The sequence below is a fragment of the Micromonospora sp. NPDC047707 genome, from assembly GCF_040704235.1.
Lineage (GTDB): Bacteria > Actinomycetota > Actinomycetes > Mycobacteriales > Micromonosporaceae > Micromonospora.
Map to the genome: position 1 here is coordinate 31704 of NZ_JBEYSU010000025.1, position 16578 is coordinate 48281.

14 protein-coding genes, 1 tRNA gene and 1 other RNA gene are annotated in these 16578 nt (G+C 71.9%); 10 read left to right on the forward strand and 6 right to left on the reverse strand.

The window, feature by feature from the left end:
* Positions 1 to 8: 8 nt before the first annotated feature.
* Both AB0873_RS23125 and AB0873_RS23130 read right to left on the reverse strand, forming a co-directional pair.
* Entirely contained in the window at positions 9 to 623 is a 615-nt protein-coding gene (locus tag AB0873_RS23125; protein WP_366602064.1) for a hypothetical protein, read from the reverse strand.
* Positions 624 to 784: 161 nt separating this feature from the next.
* A tRNA-Ser gene (locus tag AB0873_RS23130) sits at positions 785 to 869 on the reverse strand.
* Between the two features lie 81 nt (positions 870 to 950).
* On the opposite strand from AB0873_RS23130, the gene ffs reads away from it, so the two are divergent.
* The 9 genes from ffs (at position 951) to AB0873_RS23175 (ending at position 11241) form a co-directional block, all read left to right on the forward strand.
* Positions 951 to 1041, forward strand: an RNA gene (gene ffs / locus AB0873_RS23135) — signal recognition particle sRNA small type.
* A gap of 178 nt (positions 1042 to 1219) precedes the next feature.
* The gene (locus tag AB0873_RS23140) at positions 1220 to 3922 is read left to right on the forward strand and encodes a DNA polymerase III subunit gamma and tau (protein WP_366602066.1); all 2703 of its coding nucleotides are present in this window, start codon (positions 1220 to 1222) and stop codon (positions 3920 to 3922) included.
* A 215-nt stretch (positions 3923 to 4137) separates the two neighbouring features.
* Positions 4138 to 4446: a YbaB/EbfC family nucleoid-associated protein gene (locus tag AB0873_RS23145; protein WP_230689043.1), complete on the forward strand. Its 309-nt coding sequence runs from the start codon at positions 4138 to 4140 to the stop codon at positions 4444 to 4446.
* A 7-nt stretch (positions 4447 to 4453) separates the two neighbouring features.
* Positions 4454 to 5047, forward strand: a complete 594-nt coding sequence (recR, locus tag AB0873_RS23150; RefSeq protein WP_155329823.1) for a recombination mediator RecR — start codon at positions 4454 to 4456, stop codon at positions 5045 to 5047.
* Between the two features lie 265 nt (positions 5048 to 5312).
* Positions 5313 to 6977, forward strand: a complete 1665-nt coding sequence (locus tag AB0873_RS23155; protein WP_366602068.1) for an ABC transporter substrate-binding protein — start codon at positions 5313 to 5315, stop codon at positions 6975 to 6977.
* Between the two features lie 77 nt (positions 6978 to 7054).
* Complete coding sequence (locus AB0873_RS23160) at positions 7055 to 8059, forward strand: ABC transporter permease (RefSeq protein WP_155329825.1); 1005 nt, start codon at positions 7055 to 7057, stop codon at positions 8057 to 8059.
* Positions 8056 to 9018, forward strand: a complete 963-nt coding sequence (locus tag AB0873_RS23165; protein WP_155329826.1) for an ABC transporter permease — start codon at positions 8056 to 8058, stop codon at positions 9016 to 9018. Before AB0873_RS23160 ends, AB0873_RS23165 begins: the two co-directional genes overlap by 4 nt.
* Before the next feature lie 7 nt (positions 9019 to 9025).
* The gene (locus tag AB0873_RS23170) at positions 9026 to 10141 is read left to right on the forward strand and encodes an ABC transporter ATP-binding protein (protein ID WP_366602070.1); all 1116 of its coding nucleotides are present in this window, start codon (positions 9026 to 9028) and stop codon (positions 10139 to 10141) included.
* Positions 10138 to 11241, forward strand: coding sequence for an oligopeptide/dipeptide ABC transporter ATP-binding protein (locus AB0873_RS23175; RefSeq protein ID WP_366602072.1), 1104 nt, complete (start codon positions 10138 to 10140; stop codon positions 11239 to 11241). The genes AB0873_RS23170 and AB0873_RS23175 overlap by 4 nt, the downstream gene beginning before the upstream one ends.
* A 65-nt stretch (positions 11242 to 11306) precedes the next feature.
* Here AB0873_RS23175 and AB0873_RS23180 read toward each other — a convergent pair whose 3' ends face one another.
* Entirely contained in the window at positions 11307 to 11735 is a 429-nt protein-coding gene (locus AB0873_RS23180; protein WP_366602074.1) for a hypothetical protein, read from the reverse strand.
* Positions 11717 to 12379 carry an HNH endonuclease family protein gene (locus AB0873_RS23185; protein ID WP_196255821.1) on the reverse strand — a complete coding sequence of 221 codons (663 nt, stop codon included), beginning with the start codon at positions 12377 to 12379 and terminating at the stop codon, positions 11717 to 11719. Before AB0873_RS23185 ends, AB0873_RS23180 begins: the two co-directional genes overlap by 19 nt.
* Before the next feature lie 99 nt (positions 12380 to 12478).
* Here AB0873_RS23185 and AB0873_RS23190 point away from each other — a divergent pair, with 99 nt between their 5' ends.
* The gene (locus tag AB0873_RS23190) at positions 12479 to 13963 is read left to right on the forward strand and encodes an MFS transporter (protein ID WP_366602077.1); all 1485 of its coding nucleotides are present in this window, start codon (positions 12479 to 12481) and stop codon (positions 13961 to 13963) included.
* A 52-nt stretch (positions 13964 to 14015) separates the two neighbouring features.
* Here AB0873_RS23190 and leuA read toward each other — a convergent pair whose 3' ends face one another.
* Positions 14016 to 15770 (reverse strand): 2-isopropylmalate synthase, encoded by a 1755-nt coding sequence (gene leuA / locus AB0873_RS23195; RefSeq protein WP_366602079.1) that lies wholly within the window; start codon positions 15768 to 15770, stop codon positions 14016 to 14018.
* A gap of 229 nt (positions 15771 to 15999) precedes the next feature.
* On the reverse strand, positions 16000 to 16563 hold the full coding sequence (locus AB0873_RS23200; protein WP_366602081.1) for a nitroreductase family protein: 564 nt from the start codon (positions 16561 to 16563) through the stop codon (positions 16000 to 16002).
* Positions 16564 to 16578: the final 15 nt, after the last annotated feature.

Sequence of the window (16578 nt, forward strand, 5' to 3'; positions counted from 1 at the left end):
TCGCAATTTCATGGAATCCCCCAGTCCCCAACGGAACGGGGCCCATCTGGTTGCTGGCCGATGCCGGATTGCCGCTCTTCCCACTCCTCGGCCAGCTCGTCCCAGTAGTCGACGGTCAGCCCGCGTCGCCCGTGCGCCAGCCAGCCGGCCGTGTCCCGCTCGACGTGCAACCCCAACTCGGCGAACGGGTCGATCCAGGCGCCGGGCTCCACGCCCAGCTCGACGAGGGCGGCGTTGATCGGCCACTCGCCGCGCGGCCCGTCGAACACCGCGTCGAAGCGCGGCCCCCAGGATCGCGCGCCGCCGAGCCACACCACCGCCGCCTGGTGCCCGAGGCCGCCGGCGAACGCCGCCTCGACGTACGCGATCGGCCCCCGCCGGGACCAGCGGGCCAGCACCCCGGTCAGCGCGGGGGAGAGCACCAGCGTGAACGGCTGCTCCGGATCGGGCTCGCCGGCCGTGTAGTCCGGCGGTGCCCCGGTCAGATCCTCCACCAGCCGCGGGGTCACCGGCAGCAGCGCGAAGTCCTGGCGCAACCCGCCGAGGACCGCGTGTTCCAGCTCGCGGGTCTCCTCACGGAGCAGCTCGACGTCCGCGACGACCGCGCTGAGCTGGTATCCCACCCGGCCAGTATCACCGGGGCGTGGCCCGGTCCGCTGACCCGGCGGGTGCGGGCCGCCCGCCCCGGGGAACGGGACAGTCGAGGCGAGAGTGGCCACGGCAACGACGAAGGGCCGGTCCCCGAGGGGCCGGCCCTACCGTTGCGCTGCTCTGCTCTGGCGAGCGGAGGATACGAGATTCGAACTCGTGAGGGTGTTAACCCAACACGCTTTCCAAGCGTGCGCCCTAGGCCTCTAGGCGAATCCTCCGCGGAACAGGATACAGGGTCCGCCGGGATCGCCCACGCCACCACCCCCGGAGGATCGACCACGGGTCGGGTACGCTTGGCGTACCCCCCGTGCGGCGTGCATCTCGTGAACCTCCCCAGGGCCGGAAGGCAGCAAGGATAAGCGGGCTCTGACGGGTGCACGGGGGGCCTTTTCGTCGGTAGGCCGTGATCCACTCGACATGCGGCACGTCGGGGTGTCCCGGCCTGCGGGCACCGCCGGATGCCGCAACCCGGGTCGATCATGTGAAGCCCTGAGTCGGGCCGGGGTGGTGGGTGGTCACCCACGCCGGACGGGCGCAGAATGGCCCGGTCGAGAGGAGGCGGGACGCCGTGGCGCTGGCGCTCTACCGCAAGTACCGGCCGCGTACCTTCGCCGAGGTCATCGGGCAGGAGCACGTCACCGAGCCGCTGTCGCAGGCGTTGCGTAGCGGCCGGCTCAACCACGCGTACCTCTTCTCCGGCCCGCGCGGCTGCGGCAAGACCTCCAGCGCCCGCATCCTGGCCCGCTCGCTCAACTGTGCGCACGGCCCCACCCCCGAGCCGTGCGGCACCTGCGACTCGTGCCGGGCGCTCGCCACCGACGGCGCCGGCTCGATCGACGTCATCGAGATCGACGCGGCCAGCCACGGCGGCGTCGACGACGCGCGCGAACTGCGCGAGAAGGCGTTCTTCGCGCCGGCCCAGAGCCGCTTCAAGATCTACGTCATCGACGAGGCGCACATGGTCTCGTCGGCCGGCTTCAACGCCCTGCTCAAGCTGGTCGAGGAACCGCCGGAGTACGTCAAGTTCATCTTCGCCACCACCGAGCCGGAGAAGGTCCTCGGCACGATCAAGTCGCGGACCCACCACTACCCCTTCCGGCTGATCCCGCCGAAGATCCTCCGGCCGTACCTGGAACAGCTCTGCCAGGCGGAGGGCGTCCAGGTGGAACCGGCGGTCTTCCCGCTGGTGGTGCGGGCCGGCGGTGGTAGCGCCCGGGACAGCCTCTCCGTGCTCGACCAGCTCATCGCCGGCGCCGGTCCCGAGGGCGTCACCTACGCCCGGGCCGCCGCGCTGCTCGGCGTCACCGACTCCGCGCTGATCGACGAGATGTGCGACGCGCTCGCCGCCGGGGACGGGGCGGCCGCCTACGCCACCGTCGACCGGGTCGCCGAGGCCGGCCACGACCCGCGGCGGTTCGCGTCCGACCTGCTGGAGCGGCTGCGTGACCTGATCGTCCTCCAGCGGGTCCCGGACGCCGTGGCCAAGGGGCTCATCGACGGCCCGGACGACCAGGTCGAGCGGATGACCGCCCAGGCCCAGCGGCTCGGGCCCGGCACCCTGTCCCGGTGCGCCGACATCGTGCACAACGGCCTGGTGGACATGCGCGGCACCACCGCTCCGCGCCTGCTGCTGGAGCTGATCTGCGCCCGCATGCTGCTGCCCGGCGCCGACGACACGACCGGCGGCCTCCTCCAGCGCCTGGAACGCATGGAGCGCCGGCTCACGCTCGCCGGCACCGACGCGCCGCCGGCCGCCGCCGGCTCCGCGCCCGCCGCCGACCCCCAGGGGGTACGCGCGGCGTCTCCCGCCCCGCCCGCGGCTGCCGCCGCGGTCACGACCGACCCCGCCGGCCCGCCGGCGGCTCCCGGCGCCCCGTCCGGGGTGGCCGCCGCCCGCGCCGCCGCCGCGAGTGCCGGTGCCCGTGCCGGGGCGACCGCCCAGCCGGGTGCCGCCGCCGGCGCCCGTGCCGGGGCGACCGCCCACCCGGGTGCCGCCGCCGGCGCCGGTGCCCCTGCCGGGGTGACCGCCCATCCCGGGGCCGGCGCCGCTGCGGGCGTCGACGGGCCGTCCCCGGTCCACGACGCCCCGACCCACGCCGGTCCGGATGCCGGGGCCGGGCAGGCCGGCAGCGCCGGGTCCGGTGCGGTGGCGGACGTCGCTGCCGACGCCCGGGGTCCTGCCGCGGCGGCTGACTCCGCGGGCGCGGCTCGCCGGGTCCCGCCGTCCGCCGTGATGCCCGACCCGGTGACCCCCGCCCCGCCCCGCCCCGGCGCGGCCGCCCCGGGTGCCCTGGACGCGGTCGCGGTGCGTCGGGTCTGGCCCGAGGTCGTCGGCAAGGTCAACCGCACCAACAAGCGGATCGCGGCCCTGATGCGGGACGCGGTCGTCCGCGACCTCGACGGCGACACGCTGGTGCTGACGGTGAAGTCGTCGGTGCTGGCGCGGATGATGTCCGACCACGCCGCGGTGCTCGCCGACGCGCTCTACGAGGAGTTGGGCGGGCGCTGGCAGATCCGCTGCGAGGTTGCCGGTGAGCGGGGCGGGGCGCCGCTCGGCGGCCCCTCCCGTCCGGCCGCCCCGGCCCGGCCGGCCGCCGCCACCCCGGCTGCTCCGAGCTCGGCACCGCCGCCCGCCCCGACCCGCCCGGACAGTGACCAGCCGGCCGGCGGGAGCGGGCCCGGAATCGCCGACGGCGAGGACGAGGACTGGCCCGAACCCGCCCGACCCGGTGGCGCCTCTCCCGCGCCGGTCGCCGCGCCCGCCGAGGCCGTGGAGGACTGGCCGCAGGCGGCGCGCCCGGGTGGCGCGGTGGCCCCGGCTGACCCTGACCCGCCCGTACCGTCGGACGCCGGCGCCGCCCCGGAGGACGCGGGCGGGCCGACCGTTCCGGCTACGCCGGCCGCCGTACCCAGGCCGGCCGGGCCGGCGGTGCCGCAGGCCGGCGCCGCGTCGGTGAGCAGCGCGATCGCCGCCGCCCGCGCGGCGGCCGCCGGGGCCGGCAAGGGGCAGCGTCCCACCCCGGCGGCCCGGCAGACGGCCGATCCGGACTGGGCCGGCGAGCCGCCTTACGATCCGGACTACGACGGTCCGGTGCGCGGTGGCGACACCCCGCCGGCCGCCCCGGTGTACGAGGGGTTCGACCCGGGCGACGAGCCGCTGGACGAGGTGATCGACGAGCGGACGGCCCGGCAGTCCAGCGAGGAGCAGGCGGTACGGCTGCTCCGCGAGGCGTTCGGCGCCGAGAAGATCAACGAGGTCGACGCCCGGTAGTCGGGTCGACGTCCGGTGGACGGGTGATCGACTCCGTGTCGGCGGCATCGCGGTGTCCTGTCGCCTGGAGACCCCGAAGCCGGCGGCGTCGAGTGGATCTCGGCCGGGCGGGAAGCGCCGCGCGGTAGGGGTCGGTCCCAGCGACTAGGCTGGGCGGCGGCCGAGCAGACGAGTGCGAGAAGGAGCCATCCGTGCGCCCAGGTGGACAGCCGAACATGCAGCAGATGCTGAAGCAGGCGCAGAAGATGCAGCAGCAGATCGCCAAGGCGCAGGCCGAGCTCGCCGAGGCGGAGCTGACCGGCACCGCGGGCGGTGGCCTGGTCACCGCGACCGTCGCCGGCACCGGGGAGCTCAAGTCCATCAAGATCGACCCGAAGGCGGTCGACCCGGAGGACGTGGAGACCCTGGAGGACCTGGTGGTCGCGGCTGTGCACAACGCGGCGGAGGCGGCCCGGGAGCTGACCGAGAAGAAGATGGGCCCGGTCGCGGGCGGGATGGGCGGCCTCGGCCTGCCCGGTTTCTGAGCCGCCGATGTACGAGGGCGCCATCCAGGATCTGATCGACGAGCTGGGCCGGCTGCCGGGTGTCGGCCCGAAGAGCGCCCAGCGCATCGCCTTCCACGTCCTGTCCGCGGACCCGGCCGACGTGAACCGGCTGGCCGGCGCGCTGCGCAAGGTCAAGGAGCTGGTGCGGTTTTGCACCAGTTGCTACAACGTCGCCGAGTCCGAGCAGTGCCGGATCTGCCGCGACCCGCGCCGCACCGACGAGGTGCTCTGCGTGGTCGAGGAGCCGAAGGACGTGGTGGCCATCGAGCGGACCGGCGAGTTCCGCGGCCGCTACCACGTGCTCGGTGGTGCCATCAATCCGCTGGAGGGCATCGGCCCCGACAACCTGCGCATTCGGGAGTTGATGACCCGGCTGGGCAGCGGCGCGGTGAAGGAGCTGATCCTCGCCACCGATCCGAACACGGAGGGCGAGGCGACCGCCACGTACCTGGCGCTGATGGTCAAGCCGATGGGCATCGCCGTGACCCGGTTGGCCAGCGGTCTCCCGGTCGGCGGCGACCTGGAGTACGCCGACGAGATCACGCTGGGCCGTGCCTTCGAGGGGCGCCGGGCGGTCTGAGGCGTCGCTGAGCAGGCTCGGCGGGTCTGACACCGAGAGGTCATAAGGGTCAAGTCGACGTAACAGTTTGGCATCGTGGACGCGGATCGTTCGGCGATGCCGGCTGTTCACCTTCGATTCTTCGGCCAGATCGCAGGCAAGACACGATCCGATACCAACCGTCCACCCGGCAGTTTCGGCACCGTCGACCTGGGAGCTATGGTCACCGCCATCGGTGGCCCCTGTCACCGCGTTGTCCGTACCCCCAAGGACGAGGTGAAGCACCATGCGTGCATCCAGGCCGAAGGCCGCTATCGCGGCCGTCGCGGTCGCGGCCCTCGCGGTAGCCGGCTGCGCCGAGAGCAACCGCGATGATTCTTCCGGCGGTAGCAAGAAGGACACCCTCGTCTTCGGCGTAGCCGGAGACCCGAAGGTGCTCGACCCGAGCTTCGCCAGCGACGGTGAGTCAGTCCGTGTGGCACGTCAGGTCTTCGAGACGCTGGTCCGTCCGGAGGAGGGTGGCACCAAGGTCACCCCCGGTCTGGCCGAGTCCTGGACCCCGGACGCCGCCGGCACCACGTGGACCTTCAAGCTCCGCTCGGGCGTGAAGTTCCACGACGGCACCGACTTCAACGCCGAGGCCGTCTGCAAGAACTTCGACCGCTGGTACAACGCCAAGGGCCTCATGCAGAGCCCGGACGTGACCGCGTACTGGCAGGACGTCATGGGCGGCTTCGCCAAGAACGAGGACGAGACGCTCCCGCCGAGCCTCTTCAAGTCGTGCACCGCCAAGGACGCCACCACCGTCGACCTGAGCTTCACCCGGGTCTCCAGCAAGATCCCGGCCGCGCTGATGCTGCCGTCGTTCTCCATCCACAGCCCGAAGGCGCTGGAGCAGTACGACGCCAGCAACGTCGGTGGCACCGCCGAGGACATCAAGTACCCGGCGTACGCGACGGAGCACCCGACCGGCACCGGCCCGTTCAAGTTCAAGGCCTGGGACGTCGCCAACAAGACGCTCACCATCGAGCGCAACGACGACTACTGGGGCAACAAGGCCAAGCTGAAGACCATCATCTTCAAGACGATCTCGGACGAGAACGCGCGCAAGCAGGCGCTCCGCTCGGGTGACATCCAGGGCTACGACCTGGTCGGCCCGGCGGACGTCGAGCCGCTGAAGAGCGAGGGCTTCAACGTCCTGACCCGTCCGGCGTTCAACATCCTCTACCTGGCGATCAACCAGAACGGGAACCCGAAGCTGAAGGACCTCAAGGTCCGGCAGGCGATCGCGCACGCGCTCAACCGCCAGGCCCTGGTCGACTCGAAGCTGCCCCCGGGCGCCAAGGTCGCGGTGAACTTCATGCCGGACACCGTCGAGGGCTGGAACGGCGACGTCACCAAGTACGAGTACGACGTCAACAAGGCCAAGCAGCTGCTGGCCGATGCCGGCGCGGCGAACCTGACCCTGCGGTTCCACTACCCGACCGAGGTCACCCGGCCGTACATGCCGAACCCGAAGGACCTGTTCGAGCTGCTCTCGGCGGACCTCCAGGCGGTCGGCATCAAGGTCGAGCCGATCCCGCTGAAGTGGAGCCCGGACTACCTGAACGCCACCACCTCCGGTAACAAGCACGACCTGCACTTCCTCGGGTGGACCGGCGACTACGGCGACGGTTACAACTTCATCGGCACCTTCTTCGACCGGCAGAAGGACGAGTGGGGCTTCAACAACCCCGCCCTCTTCGACCAGTTCAAGGACGCCGACACCACCGCCGACCAGGCGGCCCGGACGGAGAAGTACAAGGCCCTGAACAAGGCCATCATGGACTTCCTGCCGGGTGTCCCGGTGTCGCACTCGCCGCCGGCGATCGTGTTCGGCAAGGATGTGACCGGCATCAAGGCCAGCCCGCTCACCGACGAGCGGTACGCCACCGCCGAGTTCAAGTCCTGATCTGACGCAAGGACCGCGGGCGGGCGCTGTTTCGACAGCGTCCGCCCGCGCCCCTCCCCACCCATTTCGAGGCCACCGTGTTCCGGTTCATCGTCAGACGCCTGCTGCAGCTGATACCGACGCTGTTCGGGCTCTCCCTCCTGCTGTTCATCTGGCTCCGCCGCCTGCCCGGCGGTCCCGAGACCGCCATCCTCGGCGAGCGCGGCACGCCCGAGATGCGCGCGGCGATCCGCCGCAGCATGGGTCTCGACGAGCCGATCCTGGTGCAGTACGGCCGCTTCGTCCGGCGGTTGATCCGGCTGGACCTGGGCACCTCGACCTCGACCAAGCGCTCGGTGGTCAGCGAGTTCCTGGAGCGTTTCCCCGGCACGGTCGAGCTGACCGTCACGGCGCTGGTGATCGCGATCGGGATTGGCATCCCGCTGGGTTACCTGGCCGCCCGCCGCCGGGGTCGGCTCCTCGACCACCTGTCCGTCGGCGGCTCGCTGATCGGGATCTGCATCCCCGTCTTCTTCCTCGCGTACGTGCTCAAGGCGATCTTCTCGGAGAACCTCGGCTGGTTCCCGTCCAGCGGACGCCAGGACCCGACCATCGACGCCACCCGGATCACGAACTTCTTCGTCCTCGACGGGATCCTGACCCGGGAGTGGGACGCCGCCGCCGACGCCATCTGGCACCTCGTGCTGCCGGGCCTCGCGCTGGCCAGCATCCCGCTCGCGGTCATCGTCCGGATCACCCGGGCCAGCGTGCTCGAGGTGATCAACGAGGACTTCGTGCGGACCGCCGAGGCCAAGGGCCTGACCGAGCGGACCGTCCGGGGCCGGCACGTGCTGCGTAACGCCATGCTCCCGGTGGTCACCTCGATCGGTCTGCAGACCGGTCTGCTGCTCTCCGGTGCGGTGCTGACCGAGACCGTCTTCGCGTTCACCGGCATCGGGGCCTTCATCGCCGAGGCGATCAACCAGCGTGACTACCCGGTGCTGTTGGGCTTCATCATGATCATTGCGGTGGTGTACGTGCTGGTGAACCTCCTGGTCGACCTCTCCTACAGCCTGATCGACCCGAGGGTGAGGGTCCGATGACGATCACCACCGGCAGGAAGAAGGAAAAGCTCGACCGGCTCGCCGAACTGGCCGCCCGGGACGACGAGCGCGGCGTCAGCCTCTGGCAGGAGGCGTTCCGGCGGGTGCGCCGCAACCCAGCGGCCATCATCGGCGCGGTGATCCTGACGATCTTCGTCCTGGTCGCGCTGATCGGTCCGTTCCTCGTCCCGTACAGCCCGACCGACACGATCGGCATCCGGGAGGGCCTGATCCGACCGGGTGTCATCCCCGGCCCGGACGGCGACCACTGGCTCGGCTACGACCACCAGGGCCGGGACGAGTTCAGCCGGCTGATCGTCGGCGCCCGGCAGACCCTGCTGGTGGGCGTGGTCTCCACGCTGATCGGTCTGGCCATCGGTGCGCTGATCGGCGGGGTCGCCGGCGCCGCCGCCGGGCTGGGCGGCCGGTGGGGGCGGGCGGTCGACAACGTCCTGATGCGCTTCATCGACATGCTGCTGGCCATGCCGAGCCTGCTGCTCGCGGTGAGCATCGCCGCCCTGCTCGGGGCCAGCCTGACCACCGTGATGATCGCGGTCGGCGTGGTCTCGGTGCCGGTCTTCGCCCGGCTGCTGCGGGGCTCGATGATCGCTCAGGCCAACAGCGACTACGTCCTCGCCGCCACCTCCCTCGGCGTCAAGAAGCCGAAGATCGCGCTGAGCCACGTGGTGCCGAACTCGCTCGCCCCGGTGATCGTGCAGGCCACCCTCACGCTGGCCACCGCGATCATCGAGGCCGCCGCGCTCTCGTTCCTCGGCCTCGGCAACCCGAACACGGCGGTGCCCGAGTGGGGCGTCATGCTCGCCGACGCGCAGCAGTACCTCGGCGTCCGGCCGGGGCTGGCCATCTACCCGGCGGTCGCCATCATCATCACCGCGCTCGGCTTCACCCTGCTCGGTGAGGCGATGCGCGAGGCCCTCGACCCGAAGCTGCGGAAGTAGGTCTGCCATGGCACTGCTCGAAGTGGACGACCTCTCCGTCACCTTCGCCCGGCGCGGTCAGCGCACCGTGCACGCCGTCGACGGGGTTTCGTTCTCCGTCGACGCCGGTGAGGTCGTCGGCCTGGTCGGCGAGTCCGGCTGCGGCAAGAGCGTCACCTCACTGGCGATCATGGGGCTGCTCCCCAAGCAGCCGGGTCTGCGGGTCGGCGGCAAGGCCGTCTTCGACGGCACCGACCTCCTCCAGCTCGACGACCGCTCCCGCCGCGACATCCGCGGTCGCGACGTCGCGATGATCTTCCAGGACCCGCTGTCGTCGCTGAACCCGGTCATCCCCATCGGGTTGCAGGTCACCGAGGTGCTCACCCGGCACCGCGGGATGAAGGGCGCGGCGGCGGAGAAGGAGGCGGCCCAGCTGTTGGACCGGGTCGGCATCCCCGACCCGAAGCGTCGCCTGAAGGAGTACCCGCACCAGCTCTCCGGCGGCATGCGGCAGCGTGCCCTGATCGCCATGGCGGTGGCCTGCCGGCCCCGGCTGCTGATCGCGGACGAGCCGACCACCGCGCTGGACGTCACCATCCAGGCGCAGATCCTGGAGCTGCTCAAGGAGCTGGTCCGGGACTCGGGCACCGCGCTGGTGATGATCACGCACGACCTGGGTGTGGTCGCCGGCATGTGCGACACCATCAACGTGCTCTACGCGGGCCGGGTGGTGGAGACGGCACGACGGCGTCCGCTGTTCCGGGAGCCGCGGCACCCGTACACCGTGGGTCTGCTCGGTTCGGTGCCGCGCCTCGACGGCGGGCGCGGTGAGCGACTGACCCCGATCCCCGGCTCGGTGCGCGACGTGCTGTCGTGGCCGGATGGGTGTGCGTTCGCCCCGCGCTGCTCCCGGCGGATCGACGCTTGCCTGGGTGAACCGCCGGCGGTGGTGCTCACCCATGACGGCCGCAGCTACCGGTGCATCAACCCGGCGCCGCTGCCCGGGATGACGCCGGCCGAGGAGATCGTGGGCGCGGTGCCGTCGGACTCCGAGCCCGGCTCGGTGCCGGCGCAGGCCGTCCCGAACGACCCGCCGGCGGTGCCGGGCCTCGGTCCCGCCCCGCGCGAGGAGGAGACAGCGTGACGGACAACGACATCCTCGTCGAGGTACGCGACCTGAAGGTGCACTTCCCGATCAAGCGGGGGGTGATCTTCGACCGCACCGTCGGCCACGTCAAGGCCGTGGACGGTGTCGACCTGCGGATCCCGCGCGGGAAGACGTACGGCCTGGTGGGCGAGTCCGGCTGCGGCAAGTCGACGCTCGGCCGGGCGCTGCTCCAGCTGACCCCGCCCACCGACGGCGAGGTGGTCTTCGACGGCGTCGAGCTGACGAAGCTGCCGGCGGGCAGGCTGCGGTCGATGCGCCGCCGAATGCAGATGATCTTCCAGGACCCGATGTCCAGCCTGGATCCCCGGCAGAACGTCGAGTCGATCCTCACCGAGGGCCTGCACACCCACGGGATCGGCGGCAACCGGGACGAGCGGCGGCAGATCATCGGCGAGACGCTCGACAAGGTGGGCCTGCCCCGCTGGGCGCTCTCCCGCTACCCGCACGAGTTCTCCGGCGGGCAGCGGCAGCGCATCGGCATCGCCCGGGCGTTGGTGCTCGGGCCCGAACTGATCGTCGCCGACGAGCCGGTCTCCGCGCTCGACGTCTCGATCCAGGCCCAGGTGGTCAACCTCCTCGACGAACTCCAGGAGAGCCTCGGCCTGACCTACCTGGTGATCGCCCATGACCTGGCCGTCGTCCGGCACATCTCCGACACCGTCGGCGTGATGTACCTGGGGGCGCTGGTGGAGGAGGCGCCGAGCGACCGGCTCTACACCGAGCCGCTGCACCCGTACACGCGGGCGCTGATGTCGGCGGTGCCGGTTCCCGACCCGGACGTCGAGGACCGCCGGGAGCGGATCCTGCTCGCGGGTGATCTGCCCTCGCCGGCCAACCCGCCGGCGGGCTGCCGGTTCCACACCCGCTGCCCGTGGGCGCAGCCGACCCGCTGCGCCGACGAGCGGCCGGCGTTGCGCGAGATCGGTGGCAGCCGGGTGGCCTGCCACTGGGCCGAGCAGATCGCCAGCGGCGAACTCCGCCCGCACAAGGTCGAGGTGCAGATCACCCGCCCGCTCGACGAGGGCGAGGACCCGCACACCGTGTCGGCACCCAGCGAGCCCGGCTCCTACGTCTGAGTGGAAGGAAGGGCCCCTTCTTAACGCCTGGCGTATAGGAAGGGGCCCTTCCTAACACCTGTGTGTCAGCCTTCGGGACGGTGCAGCAGGGCGACCGCGATCGTGTGCACGGCGTCCAGCCCGGTGGGCTCGGCCAGGGCGGCCCGCCCGCCGGTCACCGCGTACCACTCGTTCGCCTCCCGATACTGCACCCTGAGCGTGACCTGGCCGTCGGCGTACTCCGTGCGGAGCGTCAGTCCGCCGGTGACCACGCCGACCTCGTCGGTCATCACCCCGCCCGGGCCCGGGACGATGTCGGCCGTGCGGGCCTGCGGCCCGGCGGCCGGACTGCCGGCGTCGGCGCTCATCCCGGCGCCCGGCGTGCCTCCGCCCGGGGCGCCGGTGGTGTCCGCGCTCATGCCGGCACCGGGCACCGCGGTGCCGGCGTTGCCGTCCGCCGCCATGCCGGCGGTGGTCGAGGTCGGGTCGCCTCCGGTCACGGCTTGCTCGCCCATGTGCAGCCCTCCAGCATCTCGGCCAGGGCGGCCTTCTCGGCACTGGTCACCGTGAGCCGCCAGTGGTGCTTGACCGTGACCCAGCTCTCCGCGTAGCGGCACCAGTACGACCGGTTCGCCGGCCTCCACTGGGACGGATCCTGATCACCCTTTGCCCGGTTGGAGGTGCGCGAAACCGCGATGAGCTGCGGCAGTTCGGTGTCGTTGGCGAAGTCGCCCCGCTTCGCGTCGGTCCACTCGTCGGCGCCGGAGCGCCAGGCGTTGGCGAGCGGCACCATGTGATCGACGTCCACGTCGGACGGATCGGTGAGGACGCGGCCGTCGTACACGCTCTCCCAACGCCCGGCCACGACGTTGCAGCCGGAGAGCTTGATGTCCTCACCGTCGCGCTTGAGCACCGTGTCCCGCACGTCGCAGTTCTTGCCGGTCTCCCGCCAGTGTGGGAAGTGGTCGCGGCTGTAGCCCCGCATCGAGCCGGCGCCGGCCACCGTCAGCTCGGCCAGCTTCTCCACGGCGCTCCCGCCGTCGCTGGTCGGCGTCGTGTCGGGTTCCGGGACCGGCGCGCAGGCGGTCACGCCGAGCGCCAGCGCCGCCGCGAGCGCCGCGGCGGCTCGCGGTCCTGATCTGGTACGCACAGACGACACCTCTCCAGCTTGGGGGCTCCCGGCGATCCCGCACAGTACCCGGGGAAGGTTTCGGCGTTTCGTGGCGTCTCGCACATCGTGCAGGGCAGATTGGGTGCCATGACGGCACCCGCGCTCCGGATGGGCACCGCCTCGGGGCGGGGCACGCTGCTCGCGGCGGTCCTCGCCTCCGGCATGGTCTTCCTGGACAGCACCGTGGTCAACGTGGCGCTGCCCCGGCTCGGCGCGGACCTCGACGCCACCGTGTCCGGTCTCCAGTGGACGATCAACGGTTACGCGCTGATGCTGGCCGCCTTCGTCCTGCTCGGCGGCGCGCTCGGCGACCGCTTCGGTCGGCGGCGGATCTTCCTGCTCGGGGTGGCGTGGTTCACCGTCGCCTCGCTCCTGTGCGGGCTGGCCCAGGACACCGGGCAACTGGTCGCCGCCCGGTTCCTCCAGGGCGCCGGTGGGGCACTGCTGACCCCGGGCTCGCTGTCGGTGCTGCAGGCCAGCTTCCACCCGGACGACCGGGGTAAGGCGATCGGCGCGTGGTCGGGGCTCTCCGGGGTCTCCACCGCGCTCGGCCCGTTCGTCGGCGGCTGGCTGATCGACGCGCTCTCCTGGCGGTGGATCTTCTTTCTCAACGTGCCGCTGGCGGCGCTGGTGGTGCTGGCCGCGATGCGCTGGGTGCCGGAGAGCCGGGACGAGGACACGTCGCGTACGGCGGGGGCGGGCCGGCGACGCCGCCGGTTCGACGTGCTCGGGGCGCTGCTCGGCGCGACCGCCCTGGCCGGGGTCACGTACGCCCTGATCGACGCGCCCGCCCGGGGCTTCGACTCCGCCCCGGTCCTGGTGGCGGCGGCGGTCGGGGTGCTCGGCGCGGTCGCCTTCGTCCTGCTGGAACGGCGTAGGGGCGACACCGCGATGCTGCCGACCGGGCTGTTCACCAGCCGGCTCTTCTCGGCGTTGAACGTCTTCACCGTGGTGGTCTACGCGGCACTCGGTGGGTTCACCTTCTTCCTCGCCGTCTACCTCCAGAACGTGGTCGGCTGGTCGGCGTTCCTCACCGGGCTCGCGCTGCTGCCGATGACGGTCCTGCTGCTGGTCGGGTCACCACGCGCCGGTGCCCTGTCGGCGCGGATCGGGCCGCGGCTGCCGCTGACCGTCGGGCCGGCGGTCGCCGCCGCCGGGTTGCTGCTGCTGCGGGGGGTCGGGCCGGGTGCCTCGTACTGGCGGGACGTCCTGCCCGGCGTGGCGATCTTCGGTCTGGGGCTGACCCTGGTGGTGGCACCCCTGACCGCCTCGGTGCTGGCCGCCGTCGAGGACCGTTTCGCCGGGGTGGCGAGCGGCTTCAACAACGCGGCCTCCCGCGCCGGTGGGCTGCTCGCGGTCGCCGCGCTACCGCTGCTGGTCGGCCTCTCCGGCACCGGGTACGAGCAGTCGGCCGAGCTGAGCGGCGCCTACCGGGCCGCGATGCTCTGGTGCGCGGGGCTGATGATCGCGGGCGCCGCGCTGGCCGCCCTGCTCGTCCACCGCCCGCCGCGCGAGGCGCCGCCCTCCCAGCCGTGCCACTCCCTGCCTGCCGCCACCCCGCCCAAGCGTTAAGAAGGGCCCCTTGTACAACGCCAGGCGTTAACAAGGGGCCCTTCCTTGCGCGTCAGCGGGCGCGGTTGACGGCGCTGGTCACCGCCTTGATGGTCGCGGTGACGATGTTGGCGTCCACACCGACGCCCCAGACCGTGCGGCCGTCGACCTCGCACTCCACGTACGCCGCCGCCTGGGCGTCGCCGCCGGAGGAGAGGGCGTGCTCGTGGTAGTCGAGCACGCGGACGTTGACGCCGAGCGCCTGCAGCGCGTTGACGTACGCGTCGACCGGACCGTTGCCCACCGCGGTGATGGCGCGCTGCTCGCCGCCGTGCACGACGCGGGCCTCGATCTCGACCTTGCCCTCGACGGTGCCGATCGCGTAGTCGGCCAGCGTGACGGCGGGGTCGGTCTGGTGGTCGACCAGGTACTGCCCGGCGAAGATCTCCCACATGGCCTGCGGGTCGACCTCGCCACCGTCGCTGTCGGTGACCTGCTGGACCACCCCGGAGAACTCGATCTGGAGCCGGCGCGGCAGGTCGAGCTGGTGCTCGCTCTTCATGATGTACGCGACGCCGCCCTTGCCGGACTGCGAGTTGACCCGGATGACCGCCTCGTAGGTGCGGCCCAGGTCCTTCGGGTCGATCGGCAGGTAGGGCACCGCCCACGGGTGCTCGTCGACCGGCACGCCGGCCGCCGCCGCGTCCACGGCCAGGGCGTCGAAGCCCTTCTTGATCGCGTCCTGGTGGGAGCCGGAGAAGGCGGTGTAGACCAGGTCGCCGGCGTAGGGGTGGCGCTCGTGCACCGGCAGCTGGTTGCAGTACTCGACGGCCCGCTTGATCTCGTCGATGTTCGAGAAGTCGATCATCGGGTCGATGCCCTGGGAGAACAGGTTCAACCCCAGCGTCACCAGGTCCACGTTGCCGGTGCGCTCACCGTTGCCGAACAGGCAGCCCTCGATCCGGTCGGCGCCGGCCAGCAGGCCCAGCTCGGCGGCGGCCACGCCGGTCCCGCGGTCGTTGTGCGGGTGCAGGCTCAGCACCAGGCTGTCCCGGCGGGGCAGGTGCCGGTGCATCCACTCGATCGAGTCGGCGTACACGTTCGGCATGGCCATCTCGACCGTCGCCGGCAGGTTGACGATCAGCTTGCGGTCCGGCGTCGGGTCGACGACCTCGATGACCTTCGCGCAGACCTCCAGCGCGTAGTCCAGTTCGGTGCCGGTGTACGACTCCGGCGAGTACTCGTAGTGGATCTCCGTGTCCGGCGTGTGGATCTCGGCGTACTTCTGGCAGAGCCGGGCGCCGGTGGTGGCGATGTCGGTGATGCCGTCGCGGTCCAGCCCGAACACCACACGGCGCTGGAGCGTGGAGGTCGAGTTGTAGAAGTGCACGATCGCCCGCTTCGCGCCGCGCAGCGACTCGAAGGTGCGGTCGATCAGGTGCTCCCGGCACTGGGTCAGCACCTGGATGGTGACGTCCTCGGGAATCAGGTCCTGCTCGATGAGCTGCCGTACGAAGTCGTAGTCGGTCTGGCTCGCCGAGGGGAAGCCGACCTCGATCTCCTTGTAGCCCATCTGCACCAGGAGTTGGAACATCCGCCGCTTGCGCTCCGGCGACATCGGGTCGATCAGGGCCTGGTTGCCGTCCCGCAGGTCGACGGCGCACCAGCGCGGCGCGGTCTCGACGTGCCGGGTGGGCCAGGTGCGGTCCGGCAGGTCGATGCGGAACTGCTGCTGGTACGGCTGGTAACGCCGGTGCGGCATGCGGCTGGGCCGCTGCCGGGCGATCGGATCGGTCTCAGCGTCGGTGGTGCCGGCTGGGTGAGCCATGGCGGAGTGCTCCCGTGGTCATGTGACGTCAGCAGTCAGAGGTCGGCGACGGTGCCGAGTCGGCGACGGTGCCGAAGAGAAAGATCGGTGAGTGCTGGGCGGCGCGGTTCGACTCCGCGACGAGGTGCCGGCCGTCAGGCCTCGTCGCGGCGACCAAGGAGGAGGTACGCCTGCCACATGACGAAGTCACCCTACGTGGTGGGACGGTCGGTGGGAAGGCTGGTCCGCTCTATGAGACGGAGTTCGCAGTGGCGTCGGTCAGCAGCAGGTCGGCGACCGGGTGGCGGCGGCGCAGGCCGGTCTCCGAGTCCAGCAGGTCGGCGGGGAGGCTGAGCGGGTCACCGAGCCGGCCGACGGCGACCACCACGGTGGGGTGCACGTCGCCGGGCAGGTCCAGGTCGGCGGTGAGGCCGGCCCGGTCCAGGTCGCGCAGTTGGCAGACGTGCAGCCCGAGGGCGGTCGCCTGCACGGTCAGGTGCGCGACCGCGTGGCCGAGGTCGTAGGGCGCACAGCCGGTCGGGTCGGCCTGCGGCGTGAGGTGCGCCGCCAGCAGCAGGACCGATGCGCGGCCGGCCCACCGCTGGTCGCGCGCCGGCAGGTTCACCATGATTCGTTTCCAGGTCTCGTCGTCGCGCCGGCCGACGGCGAAGCGCCAGGGTTGCCGGTTGGCCGCCGACGGTGCCCATCGGGCGGCCTCCAGCAGGACGCCGACCTCGGCCGGGCTGAGGTCGGCGCCGGGGTCGAACGACCGGGGGCTCCAGCGGAACGCGAGTAGCGGAGTGAGGTCGGGCATGGGAGGCAGTGTCCC